Below are 11,670 nucleotides of genomic sequence, written 5' to 3' on the forward strand. Positions count from 1 at the left end.
GTTAATTATATTTGAATCTGAGAGGTGCGGGGCAGGTGCCCCGGCCGACACAAGGTTCTTCTTAGTGGAAAAGGAGCAAGTGATGAAAAAGGCATCGATTGGCGCAATCTTGATAGTGGTGATGGCGGCCGGGGCGCAAGCCGCCGTGTGCGCCCCGGACGTTTACACAAACGGGGGGCATGTCGCCGAGGCCCTGCAGCGTGCGCAATCCGGCCGCCTGGCCGATGAGCAGTTCCGCCGGATTGCCGTGCGCAAGGCGGATCCGTTCACCGATGGCGCACTGCGGCAGATGGATCCGTTCACCGACGGCGCAGTGCGCCAGGTGGATCTGTTCACCGACGGCGCCCTCGCAAAGATCGGCAGCGCCGACCCGTTCACGGATGGCGCCTGAACGGCAAGCCGGTCCTGTACGACATGCAGTGCCGGCCGCACGTGACGATGGCGGGTGCGGGTTTACCGTTCTACTTCCTGTTCCTGCTGACCGGCCGCGAGCCCGACGCAAAGCTGGTAGCGATCACCGATGCCTGCCTCGTGGCGATCGCGGAGCATGGCCTGGTCCCCTCGGTGCAGGCAGCCCGCATGACGCTGGCCGCCGCGCCGGATGCGTTGCAAGGCGCCGTGGCGGCTGGAGTGCTGGGTTGCGGCTCGGTGATCCTGGGTGCATCGGAAACCGCGGGCCAGCTGCTGGCGGAAGTGCTCGCCGGTCGGGAACACGGCACGCTGGCCGAGAGCGCGAACTCCGTGGTCCGGGCCGTTCGCCAGGCGCGCAAGCCGCTGCCCGGCTTTGGCCATCCGACGCACAAGCTGGGGGATCCGCGTGCGCACTGGCTGCTGGCCGTCGCGCGTGAGCTGGGCATCGCCGGCGACCACGTGGCCGCGCTGGAAGCGGTAGCCGCCGCCGTGCCCGAGCACTACAGCAAGCCCCTCCGGCTGAATGTTTCGGGCGCGATCCCCGCCGTCCTGCTGGACGCCGGCTATCCCGCCACCGCGCTCAAGGGAGTGCCGCTGCTGGCGCGCGTGGCCAGCCTGATCGCCCATCTGCAGGAGGAACGCCGCCAGCCCATCGGCTTCATCCTGGCCGATGCCGCCGAACAGGCCATCGCCTACAGCGCCGCGCCGGCGCAAGCATCATGAGCGCGCCCGCCACCCGCACCGGCACGATGGCGCCGCTCGACGTGCTCACGCAGTATCCGGCGCATGACTTCACGCTGACCGGTTTCCTCGGGGCCCGCATGGCGGCGCATCCGGACAAGCCGGCGTTGCTCTTCGAGGGTGAGACCTGGAGCTATCGCGAGCTCGAGGGACGGATCGCGCAAGCCGTGCAATGGCTGCCCAGGGCGGCACGCTCAAAGGATTCGCACGCGAGCTCTCAATCAGCAATGTAACCGTGCAGAAGTTCGTCCACGCGGGGGCATTCCCCGAGCGCGCGCCCAAGGCTCGGGGTCCGACGCCTTTGGATCCCTATCGCGACTATATCGAGGAACGAATCGCCCAGGGCTGTCGCTTTCCTGAGCTGATCTGGCAAGAACTCAAGCAGCGAGGCTAGAAGGGTAGTCCCGCCTGCGTGCAGAGTTGCGTGGCCTGCCTTCTCTTTCCGCAGGGCAAGGCACCGCTTGTCCAAGTACCCGTGCGTACGATGCCGTGCCCGTCGGCTCGGCGCGTATTCGGACGGCTTTTCGGATAGAGAAAGCTCGCTGTCGCGAAGCCAAAGCGCGCAGACCACGAGCGCTTCGTGCAGGCGCTGTGCAAGATCGAACCCGTGGTGGGCGAGGTCCGCAGCCTGGCGCGAGAGTTTCTCGGACTCATGCACCGGCGAAGTCTGCGACATTTCGATCGATGGTTGAAACGTCTGTCGTGCTGCGACGCTGCGGAAATGCGTCGGCTCGCGCAAAGCCTGCGCGCCGACCTGCCGGCAGTGCGGGCGGCCTTCAAGCTGCCATGGAGCAATGGCCAGACCGAGGGTCATGTCAACCGGCTCAAGCTCCTCAAGCGCCAAATGTATGGCCGCGGGAATATCGAGCTTCTGCGGCTGCGGGTGTTGAAGCCGAACTGAATGACCGGCCTGCTTGTACTGCTGGACCCGCTAGTCCAGTCGCCATCGCAGGCGCGCGAGTTCGTGCGGGCAAGGACGAGGCTGGCGGGCTCGCCCATCAACGAGGTCTCGAAGGCTAAGCTTGTAACGCAGGTACCACCGCACGCACAGAACGATGACTTCGCGGTCGAAGTGCCGCCCGTTGAACAACCAGTCGATGTCTCTCAGCGTACTCATTGCGGCTAGCACTTGTCAAAAAGCACATTGGCCCCTCCGATTTGCACCCGAACCGTCAGGCGCGGCCGGCAACTTCCCTTGCGGCGGGCAGGCGCTGGTCCATCGCGCCTTGAGCGCGATGCCGAGAAAGGCGGCAATCTCCAGGATCTGTCCGCTCAGCATATGCTCGCCGTGATGCACAAGGCAGCCCCGCGCGCGCGCGGCTTTCAGCAGCGCCGTATCGCCATCGCGTACGACCGCCTCGCAGACCAGTGTGCCGCGGGCCAGCTGTTCGGCGGCAAGCGGCAGTGCATCGCTGTCCTGCAGCCCCAGTGAGGTGGCGTTGACGACTACGTCGAAATCGCCTGGATCGGCTTCCCCGCCGCGTATCGTCACGGAGGGCAGGGCGCGACGCAGCCCCTCGGCCAGCTCGGCCGCGCGCCCGGCTGAGCGGTTGTGGATGACGAGTTCCACAGGCTGTTCGCGCGCAATTGCGTAGGCCATGGCCTTGCCGGCGCCGCCCGCGCCGATCTGGAGCACGCGCTTGCCGCGCAGGCTATGCCCCTGCTGTCGCAAGCCCTGCACGAAGCCATCGCCGTCGAAGTTCGCGCCTTCCCAACACTGGCGTACCGGATCGAAGCGCATGGCATTGACGGCGCCGACCAGGCTGGCTGTCTCCGTGAGGGCGCCGCACGCTGCCAGCACCGCTTCCTTGTGGGGAATGGTTACCACCAGGCCGCGCAGGTTGCGCAGCACGGTGGCGCCGGCAAGCGACGCTTGCAGGCGCTCTGGCTCGACGTGAAAGGGCACGCAGACCGCATTGATGCCCTGCTCGGCAACCAGGGCGTTGATCCGTTGTGGTGTGCGCACGTGCGCAATGGGATGGGCGATGATGCCGATCAGCTGCGTATTGCCATCGATATGCATAGGGGATTCCGTGGTGAAGTGGTCACGGACTCAGATGCCGGCCATGCAGGTGTACTTGATGACCAAGTAGTCCTCGATGCCGTAGTGCGAGCCTTCGCGGCCCACGCCCGATTGCTTGACGCCGCCGAAAGGCGCGACTTCATTCGAGATCAGTCCGGTATTCACGCCCACCATGCCGTACTCCAGGCGTTCGGACACGCGCCAGACGCGACCGAGGTCGCGCGCATAGAAGTAGCTGGCTAGGCCGAATTCGGTGTCGTTAGCCATGGCGACAACCTCGTCCTCGGTGTCGAAGCGGAACAGTGGCGCCAGCGGACCGAAGGTTTCCTCGCGCGCGACCAGCATGGCCGGGCTAACGTCGGCCAGCACGGTCGGCTGGAAGAAGGACTGGCCCAGTGCATGGCGATGTCCGCCATGCAGCACGCGCGCACCCTTGCCGACCGCGTCGGCAATATGCTCCTCGACCTTGGCCACGGCCTTGTCGTCGATCAGCGGCCCGATGCGCACGCCGTCATCCATGCCGTTGCCGACCTTCAGCGCGCTGACGGCAGCCACCAGCTTCTCTGCAAAGGCGTCATAGACCTTGCTTTGCACGTACAGCCGGTTGGCGCAGACACAGGTCTGGCCGGCATTGCGGTACTTGGAGACGATGGCGCCTTCGACGGCTGCGTCCAGGTCGGCGTCGTCGAAGACAATGAAGGGGGCATTGCCGCCGAGTTCCATCGACACTTTCTTGATGGTCGACGCCGTCTGCGCCATCAGCACGCGGCCCACCTCGGTGGAGCCTGTGAAGGTGAGCTTGCGCACCACCGGATTGGTGCTCAGCTCGCCGCCAATGGCATTGGCCGAGCCGGTCACCACCGACAGCACGCCGGCAGGAATGCCGGCGCGTTCGGCAAGCGCCACCAGCGCCAGTGCGGTCAGCGGTGTTTGCGAGGCGGGCTTGAGCACCATGGTGCAGCCGGCAGCCAGCGCGGGGCCGGCCTTGCGGGTGATCATGGCGGCGGGGAAATTCCACGGCGTGATGGCCGCGCACACGCCCACGGGCTCTTTCGTGACCACGATACGCTGGTTGCTGAGCGGCGCGGGAATGGTCTCGCCGTAGATGCGCTTGCCTTCCTCGGCAAACCACTCGATGAACGAGGCGGCATAGGCGATCTCGCCGCGCGCTTCCGCAACCGGCTTGCCCTGTTCGGCAGTCATGATGCGGGCCAGGTCTTCCTGGTTGGCCATCAGCAGCTCGAACCACTTGCGCAGCAGCGCGGAGCGCTCCTTGGCGGTGCGTGCGCGCCACGCGGGCAGCGCGCGGTTGGCCGCCTCGATCGCTTGGCGCGTTTCACTTGCGCCGAGTTGCGGTACTTGGCCAACGCGCTCGCCGGTGGCCGGGTTGGTAACTTCGATATGACGTTCGCCGTCGATCCAGCGGCCGTCGACATAGCATTGATGCAGCAGCAGGGAAGGGTCTTGGAGGTTCAGCATGGTCCGTTTGATCCGGGCGGGTTGAAAGTCAGCCGGCGATGTAGAGGCCACCATTCACATGCAGCACTTCACCGGTGATGAAGCTGGCGGCGCTGCTGCACAGGAAGCCGATGGCAGTGGCGATCTCACGCGGCTGGCCGAGGCGCCTGAGCGGGGTCTGCTCGACGGAGTCGGCGCCGCGCTTTGCGATCAGCGCAGCGGTCATGGGGGTTTCGATGATGCCGGGCGACACGGTGTTCACGCGGGTCCGGGGCCCCAGTTCTCGCGCCAGGCTGCGCGTCAGGCTCAGCAATCCGCCCTTGGAAGCCGAGTAGTGGGCATTGTAGTAGGCGCCGCGATGTGCCGCGACCGAGGTCAGGTTGACGATCGCACTCTGCTGGCGCAACGCCGGCATGGCGCGGCGGACCAGGTAGAACACGCCGTCCAGGTTCACGGACAACGTGCGCCGCCATTGCTCGTCGCTCATCTCCCCGACCGGCTGGGCCTCATAGATGCCCGCCGACGGCACCAGGAAGTCGATGCCGCCAAATCGGTCTTGCGCCAGCGCAACGGCGCGGTCGCAGTCCTCCGGAGTGCCGGCGTTCATGCGCAGCGTCGCCACGCGCTCACCGCAGGGGTCCAGTTCCTGCGCGAAGCCGGCAAGGCCGGCCTCGTCCAGATCAGTCAGGAGCAGCCGCGCGCCATGCGCGTGGAAAAGCCGCGCGGTCTCGCGGCCGATGCCGCCGTTGGCGCCGGTCAGGAGCAGGGTGCGTTGGTCGAAATCGTACATGGCAGTGTCCTTCATTCAGATATGCAGTGCCCGTCCATAGGCGGCGAGCACAGCCTCATGCATGGCTTCCGACAGGGTCGGGTGCGGCAGGATGGCCGACATCAGCTCGGCCTCGGTGGTTTCCAGCGTTTGCGCAATGGCGTAGCCCTGGATCATCTCCGTGACTTCCTCGCCCACCATGTGCGCACCCAGCAGCTCGCCGCTGCCGGCGTCGAACACGACCTTGACCAGCCCGGCAGTGGTGCCCATGGCGATGGCCTTGCCGTTGCCGACAAAGGGGAAGCGCCCGACCTTGACGTCGCGGCCTTGCTCTCGCGCCTGTGCCTCGGTCAGGCCCACGCTGGCCACTTGCGGATGGCTGTAGGTGCAGGCCGGAATGCGCAATGGATCGATCGCGTGCGAATGCAGGCCGGCAATGCGCTCTACGCACACCACGCCTTCGTGGCTGGCTTTGTGGGCCAGCCACGGCGCCCCCGCCACATCGCCAATGGCATAGATGCCGGGTTCGCCGGTGCGGCCGAACTCGTCGGTCACGATATGGGCCTTTTCGACCCGCACCGCAGTGCCCTCCAGGCCCAGGTTCTCCACGTTGCCGACGATGCCCGCGGCCACCAGCACGACATCGACCTCGAGCCGCGTGGCCTGGCCCTGCCTGGGTTGCAACTCGACTTCCCACGCGCTGCCCTTGCGCACCGTGCGCTCGACGCCGGTGGCCGTATAGAGCACGATGCCCTCGCGCCCCAGGCTGGCGGCGACCTGCGCGGAAATCTCGGCGTCCTCGGCGGGCAGGATGCGGTCGGCCATTTCGACGACCGTCACCTGGCTGCCGACGGCGCGATAGAAACTGGCGAACTCGATACCGATGGCGCCGGCGCCGACGATGAGCAGCCGCGCCGGCGCTTGTGGCGGCGACAGGGCCTCGCGGTAGGTCCAGACCGTCTTGCCATCGGCCGGCAGGGCCGGCAACTGGCGCGCGCGCGCGCCGGTGGCCAGGATGATGTGGGGCGCCGACAGCGTCTGGTGCGTGCCGTCGGTCGCCGTCACCTCCAGCCGCCCCTTGCCCGCCAGCTTTCCGTGCCCGTCGATCACGACCACGCCGTGCTTTTTCATCAGGTGGGTCACCCCCTTGTTGAGCTGTGCGGCGACGGCGCGCGAGCGCGCCACCATGGCCGGCAGGTCGGCGCTCGGCGCCGCGGCGCGTACGCCGAATGCCGCCGCATCCCGCACCAGCCGCAGCACGTCGGCCGAGCGCAGCAAGGCCTTGGTGGGGATGCAGCCCCAGTTCAGGCAGATGCCGCCGAGTTGCGCCTTCTCGACCAGGGCGGTCTTCATGCCGAGCTGGGCCGCGCGAATGGCGGCCACGTAGCCGCCCGGGCCGCCGCCGACAACGATCAGATCAAAGCTTGAGTTGGCCACGTCCGCTCCTCAGATCAGCATCGACAGCGGGTTCTCGATCAGGCGCTTGAAGGCTGTTAGCCATTGCGCCCCCAGGGCGCCGTCGATGGCGCGATGGTCGGCCGACAGCGTGCAGCGCATCACCTGGCCGGGGCGGATCTCGCCGCCTTCCACCACCGGCACCGCCTGCGTGGCGCCCACCGCAAGGATGGCGGCCTGCGGCGGATTGATGATGGCGGAGAACTCCGCGACGCCGAACATGCCGAGGTTGCTCACGCTGAAGCTGCCGCCCTGGTATTCCTCCGGACGCAGTTGCGAGGCGCGCGCGCGCGCGGCCAGGTCGGCGATTTCGGCGCTGATGACCGACAGCGGCTTCTGGTCTGCCGCACGCACGATCGGCGTGATCAGGCCGGTGTCGGTGGAAACGGCCACAGCCACATCGGCCTGGTGGTACTGGCGCATGGTGGTGTCGGTCCAGCCGACGTTGGCGCCGGGCACCTCGCGCAGCGCCACGGCAACAGCGCGCACGATGAAGTCGTTGACTGAGATTTTGTGCGCCGCGCCGGTGTTGATCTCCGCGCGCAGTGCCAGCAGGCGTTCCATGCGGCAGTCCGCGCTCAGGTAGAAATGCGGGATGGTCGCTTTGCTTTCGCCCAAGCGCCGGGCAATGGTGCGGCGCATGCCGCTGTGCGGCACTTCGGTGTACGCCCCCGCGGGGAGCGCCGCAGAAGCCACGCCAGCGGCGTTTGCCGCTGCCGGGGGCTCTGCCTGCCCTTGACCAGCTTCGCGCTCGATATCGCGCTTGACGATGCGTCCGTTGGGGCCGCTCCCCCTGAGGCCGGCCAGAGCCACGCCGTGCTGGCTTGCCAGCCGGCGTGCCAGCGGGCTGGCGAAGATGCGTGGGGCTGCGGCTTCGGCAGGCATTGCGACCGGGGCGGGAGGCGCTTCGGCGGGCTGCGGCTGCGCGGCCTGCGCCGCCGGCGCGCCGCCAGCAGCGGTAATCAGCGCGTCGATGTCGATGGCGGTCTCGCCGTTGACCAGCACCACGCCGATCGGTGCGCCGACCTCGACTTCCTGCCCGGCGCGGATCAGCTGGCGGCCCAGCACGCCGGCCGCTTCGGCATTCAGTTCGACCACGGCTTTGTCAGTCTCTATTTCCGCAATGCAGTCGCCGACGGCGATGGCTTCGCCTTCGTTCAGGGCCCATGCCTGCAGCGTGGCGTGGGTGGCATTGGCCGCCACCTCGGGCATACGCAAGAGAACGGCCATGTCAGCGCTTCTCCTGCTGGTGTACGTCGGGGCGGTAGGCGGCGATGTCGCTATACTGGACGATTTCCAGCACATTGCCCTCGGGGTCGTGGCAGAACGCCAGGTACACCCCGGGGCGCACTTCGATCCGTTCGGGACCGGTCAGGAAATGCACGCCGGCCGCCAGCAACTGGTCGACCACGGCCTGGATGTCCTCGACGATGAAGGTCAGGTAGCTGGCGTTGGGGCGCTCGAGGATGAACGCGGGTGCCGGTGCGGCCGCCGGCGTGTTGGCCGGTGCCAGCAGCTTGATGCGCTCGCCGCGGTTGGTCTGCAGGCGCACGGCGGTATAGCCGTCCAGGTGCATTGCCGCGCGCGCGGCGCTGGCCGGCGGCACGGCCACTTCGCTGACAAAGGCAAAGCCCAGCACCTGCTCATAGAAGCGGCGCATGAGCGGGAGGTTGCGCACGGCGACGCCTACCTCCAGCGGGACAATCATATTCACGGTCATCGTGGGTCCTTTGCTACATCGTTCGGTTGCGGCGCGCCGGCGGTCAGGCAGCGCCCTTGTTGCGCATGGCTAGGCGCAGGCCCTCTGCGACTTCGTCGGTGCGCGCGGCGGCGGCGCGTTCGAGCACCTTCGAAATGCTCGGTGCGGCCTCTGCACCGGTGACGCGCTGCACCGGCTGGTCCAGCCAGTCGAAGCAGCGCCGCTGGATCTCGTCGGCCAGCCAGCCGCCGTACGATGTGCCACGCGCGCCTTGCTCGACGATCAGCACATTGTTGGTCTTCCTTACGCTGGCCTCGATGGTGTCCCAGTCAAGACTGGCGCGATCCAGCCAGCGCAGATCGATCACCTCGGCGTCGATCCCGGTCTGCTCGACGGCTTCGAGCGAATGGCCCACCATCGACAGGTACGTGATGACTGTCAGCTCGGCCCCCGGGCGTCGCACGGCGGCCTTGCCGACCGGCAGGTGGTAGTCCAGGTCATCGACCGGACCGATGCCCGTGCCGTTGTAAAGGTCGACGTGCTCGATCACCAGCACGGGGTCATTGCAAGCCAGCGCGGTGTTCATCAGGCCCACGTAGTCGAACGGGTTCGACGGCGCCACGATGCGCCAGCCGGGATTGGTGGCGAAGATGCCGGCCGGGTCCATCGAGTGCTGCGAGCCGTAGCCGGTGCCCATCGCCACCTTGGTGCGCAGCACCAGCGGCACATCGCTCTGGCCGCCGAACATGTGGCGTGCCTTGCCGATCTGGTTGAAGACCTGGTCCGCCGCGACCCACATGAAGTCCGGGTACATGAACTCGACCACCGGCTTGAAGCGGCCGTCCAGCGCCAGCCCGCCGCCGAGGCCAACAAAGGCGTTCTCGCTGATGGGGGTGCCCAGCACGCGCTCCGGGTAGCTGTCGCGCAGGCCGCGGGTGGCGCCGTTGGTGCCGCCCTTGAGCCGGTGCACGTCCTCGCCCATCACCACCACCGAGGGATCGGTCTGCATGCGGCGGTGCATGACATCGGCGACCACATCGATGAACTTGCGCGGCTCCAGCTTCCCCGCAAAATCGTCCTGGTCCGCGAGCCGCAGGCCTTCGAGTTCACGCAGGTCGCCGCGGATGCCGACGTCGCGGAAGTCGGGGCTCGGCCACAGTTCCGGCCGGATGCGGCGCTTGCCGGGCTTGCCCGACGGATCGGCCTCGGTCAGCGCGGCGGCGGCATCGCGCATGGCCTGGCGGACGCGTTCGCGCAAGGCGGCAATCTCGTCGGCGCTGATCAGGCCACGCGCCTCCATGCGGCGCGCCATCAGGTCGAGCGGATCGCGCGTGCGCCATTGCTGTTCCTCTTCCTTGCTGCGATAGCCGAAAGCACTGCCGGGGAAGGGGCCGTTCTGATGGAAGAAGCGGTAGAGGTCCGCCTCGATCACGGTCGGCCCCTTGCCGGCACGCATGTGCGCCAGTGCTTCCTGCGTGGCGAGGTGGACCGCCAGCGGGTCCATGCCGTCCACCTTCCAGCTCGGGATGTTGAACGCCAGGCCGCGCGCGGACAGGCGGGGCTCGGCAGTGGACTCTTCCACCGTGGTCGAGACCGCGTAGCGGTTGTTCTCGATAAAGAAGCACAGCGGCAGCTTCCAGGCGGCGGCCAGGTTCATCGTCTCAAGGACCGAGCCGATGTTCACCGCGCCGTCGCCGAAGTACGTGATGGCCACCGCGTCGGTGCCGGCATGCTTGTGCGACCAGGCGGCGCCGGCCGCCATGGGCACGCCGCCGCCGACAATGGCGTTGGTGCCGAGCGCGCCGGCCTCGGCCCATTGCAGGTGCATGGAGCCGCCGCGGCCCTTGCAGAACCCCTGGGCCAGGCCCAGGATCTCGGCCAGCGTGCGTTGCAGCAGGGTCTGGACCTCGGCCGGCAATGGCGCGCGCGGATTGATGCCGGCGGGTGCCAGGTAGCCCAGTGCCTTCGACAGGAACTGGTGGTGACCACGGTGTGAGCCGTTGATCTGGTCGGCCCCTGTCAGCGTGACCAGCGAGCCGGCGGCGCCGCCCTCCTGCCCGATGCTGGAGTGGGCAGGGCCGTGCACCAGCCCCTCGGCGGCGAGTTGGAGCACGGCTTCTTCAAACGCGCGGATCAGGTGCAGATGGCTCAGCATGGTGCCAAGCAGGGCCGGATCGGCACGCACCCAGTCCTCGTCGGTGGCGCGCAGTTCCACCCATTCGGCGCCGGGGCGCAGAAGGCTACGTTCAGACATGCGGAATTCCTTGATTACCAGTCGATAGTGTTGGGGGCGGCCTCAGAAGCCGTCGGCGGTCCAGCCGCCATCGGAGACCAGGGCGTGGCCGGTGATGAACGCGGCCGAATCGGAGGCGAGGAAGAGGGCCACTTCGGCCATCTCTTCAGGTGTGCCGAGTCGGCGCAACGGTGTGCGCGCCAGCAAGGCCTCGCCGTCGAGGGCCTGGCGTGCGAGCAGGGTGTCCACCAGGGCCGTGCGCGTGTAGCCCGGGCATACCGCATTGACGCGGATGCAGTATTCGGCCCACTCGGCGGCCAGCGACTTGGTCATCGACACCACGCCGGCCTTGGCCGCGCAGTACGCGAGGCGGTTGGCCGAGGACGTCAGGCCCCACATCGACGCCGTGCTGAGGATGGTGCCGCCCCCCTGGCGCACCATGCGGCGGCCGGCTGCCTGCGAGCAGTAGAACACGCCGGACAGGTCGATATCGATGGCGCGCTTCCATTCGAACGGAGTCAGCTCCAGCGACGGCTTGTTCATCGAAATGCCGGCGTTGTTGAGCAGGATGTCGATGCGGCCAAAGCTTGCCTCGGTGGCGGCGCAGGCGTCCTCGACCGCGTCGGGGTCGGTGATCGATGCGGTTACGGTCTCTACCTCGAGTCCCGGATAGGCGGCAGTCAGCTCGGCGCGGGCGGCGGCCAGGCCGTCTGCGTCCAGGTCCAGCAGCATCAGGCGCGCGCCGTGGCGCGCAAAGCCATGTGCCATGGCGCGACCGATACCGCTCGCGCCGCCGGTGTTGAGCACGACCTTGCCGGCCAGTCCGGCGTACTGCGCAGGCACAAACGGCTGCGCGTTCGGGTATCCATTGGGCATTGCGG

12 protein-coding genes are annotated in these 11,670 nt (G+C 67.6%); 4 read left to right on the forward strand and 8 right to left on the reverse strand.

Features of this window, described 5'->3' with window-relative positions; genetic code table 11:
- The first annotated feature begins 82 nt into the window (after positions 1 to 82).
- From C265_RS16165 to C265_RS32900, 4 genes are all read left to right on the forward strand, one after another.
- Positions 83 to 391 (forward strand): hypothetical protein, encoded by a 309-nt coding sequence (locus C265_RS16165; RefSeq protein ID WP_010811886.1) that lies wholly within the window; start codon positions 83 to 85, stop codon positions 389 to 391.
- A gap of 47 nt (positions 392 to 438) precedes the next feature.
- Entirely contained in the window at positions 439 to 1,134 is a 696-nt protein-coding gene (locus tag C265_RS16170) for a citryl-CoA lyase (RefSeq protein ID WP_246840224.1), read from the forward strand.
- Positions 1,131 to 1,385 carry an AMP-dependent synthetase and ligase gene (locus C265_RS16175; RefSeq protein ID WP_010811888.1) on the forward strand — a complete coding sequence of 85 codons (255 nt, stop codon included), beginning with the start codon at positions 1,131 to 1,133 and terminating at the stop codon, positions 1,383 to 1,385. The genes C265_RS16170 and C265_RS16175 overlap by 4 nt, the downstream gene beginning before the upstream one ends.
- Positions 1,386 to 1,732: 347 nt before the next feature.
- Positions 1,733 to 2,053: a transposase gene (locus tag C265_RS32900; protein ID WP_305728165.1), complete on the forward strand. Its 321-nt coding sequence runs from the start codon at positions 1,733 to 1,735 to the stop codon at positions 2,051 to 2,053.
- Positions 2,054 to 2,284: 231 nt separating this feature from the next.
- On the opposite strand, the gene C265_RS16190 is transcribed toward C265_RS32900, so the two are convergent.
- Genes C265_RS16190 through C265_RS16225 form a run of 8 tightly spaced genes read right to left on the reverse strand, consistent with a single transcriptional unit; the run spans position 2,285 to position 11,665 of the window.
- Entirely contained in the window at positions 2,285 to 3,175 is an 891-nt protein-coding gene (locus tag C265_RS16190; protein WP_010811892.1) for a shikimate dehydrogenase, read from the reverse strand.
- A 30-nt stretch (positions 3,176 to 3,205) separates the two neighbouring features.
- Positions 3,206 to 4,654 (reverse strand): NADP-dependent succinate-semialdehyde dehydrogenase, encoded by a 1,449-nt coding sequence (gene gabD / locus C265_RS16195; protein ID WP_010811893.1) that lies wholly within the window; start codon positions 4,652 to 4,654, stop codon positions 3,206 to 3,208.
- Between the two features lie 28 nt (positions 4,655 to 4,682).
- Positions 4,683 to 5,423, reverse strand: a complete 741-nt coding sequence (locus C265_RS16200) for an SDR family NAD(P)-dependent oxidoreductase (protein WP_037024523.1) — start codon at positions 5,421 to 5,423, stop codon at positions 4,683 to 4,685.
- Between the two features lie 15 nt (positions 5,424 to 5,438).
- The gene (lpdA, locus tag C265_RS16205; RefSeq protein ID WP_010811895.1) at positions 5,439 to 6,839 is read right to left on the reverse strand and encodes a dihydrolipoyl dehydrogenase; all 1,401 of its coding nucleotides are present in this window, start codon (positions 6,837 to 6,839) and stop codon (positions 5,439 to 5,441) included.
- A gap of 9 nt (positions 6,840 to 6,848) precedes the next feature.
- Entirely contained in the window at positions 6,849 to 8,087 is a 1,239-nt protein-coding gene (locus C265_RS16210; protein WP_010811896.1) for a pyruvate dehydrogenase complex dihydrolipoamide acetyltransferase, read from the reverse strand.
- A 1-nt stretch (position 8,088) separates the two neighbouring features.
- Complete coding sequence (locus C265_RS16215) at positions 8,089 to 8,577, reverse strand: VOC family protein (RefSeq protein ID WP_010811897.1); 489 nt, start codon at positions 8,575 to 8,577, stop codon at positions 8,089 to 8,091.
- 43 nt (positions 8,578 to 8,620) lie between these two features.
- Positions 8,621 to 10,810: a thiamine pyrophosphate-dependent enzyme gene (locus tag C265_RS16220; RefSeq protein ID WP_010811898.1), complete on the reverse strand. Its 2,190-nt coding sequence runs from the start codon at positions 10,808 to 10,810 to the stop codon at positions 8,621 to 8,623.
- Positions 10,811 to 10,852: 42 nt separating this feature from the next.
- Positions 10,853 to 11,665: an SDR family NAD(P)-dependent oxidoreductase gene (locus C265_RS16225; RefSeq protein WP_010811899.1), complete on the reverse strand. Its 813-nt coding sequence runs from the start codon at positions 11,663 to 11,665 to the stop codon at positions 10,853 to 10,855.
- Positions 11,666 to 11,670 lie beyond the last annotated feature (5 nt).

It is taken from the genome of Cupriavidus sp. GA3-3, from assembly GCF_000389805.1.
Classification (GTDB): domain Bacteria; phylum Pseudomonadota; class Gammaproteobacteria; order Burkholderiales; family Burkholderiaceae; genus Cupriavidus; species Cupriavidus necator_D.

Excerpts from the sequence above, each read along its gene's own strand:
- C265_RS16165 (WP_010811886.1), top strand. The coding sequence starts at position 83 with ATGAAAAAGGCATCGATTGGCGCAATCTTGATAGTGGTGATGGCGGCC.
- C265_RS16170 (WP_246840224.1), top strand. The coding sequence starts at position 439 with ATGGCGGGTGCGGGTTTACCGTTCTACTTCCTGTTCCTGCTGACCGGC.
- C265_RS16175 (WP_010811888.1), top strand. The coding sequence starts at position 1,131 with ATGAGCGCGCCCGCCACCCGCACCGGCACGATGGCGCCGCTCGACGTG.
- C265_RS16190 (WP_010811892.1), bottom strand. The coding sequence starts at position 3,175 with ATGCATATCGATGGCAATACGCAGCTGATCGGCATCATCGCCCATCCC.
- gabD (WP_010811893.1), bottom strand. The coding sequence starts at position 4,654 with ATGCTGAACCTCCAAGACCCTTCCCTGCTGCTGCATCAATGCTATGTC.
- C265_RS16200 (WP_037024523.1), bottom strand. The coding sequence starts at position 5,423 with ATGTACGATTTCGACCAACGCACCCTGCTCCTGACCGGCGCCAACGGC.
- C265_RS16210 (WP_010811896.1), bottom strand. The coding sequence starts at position 8,087 with ATGGCCGTTCTCTTGCGTATGCCCGAGGTGGCGGCCAATGCCACCCAC.
- C265_RS16215 (WP_010811897.1), bottom strand. The coding sequence starts at position 8,577 with ATGACCGTGAATATGATTGTCCCGCTGGAGGTAGGCGTCGCCGTGCGC.
- C265_RS16220 (WP_010811898.1), bottom strand. The coding sequence starts at position 10,810 with ATGTCTGAACGTAGCCTTCTGCGCCCCGGCGCCGAATGGGTGGAACTG.
- C265_RS16225 (WP_010811899.1), bottom strand. The coding sequence starts at position 11,665 with ATGCCCAATGGATACCCGAACGCGCAGCCGTTTGTGCCTGCGCAGTAC.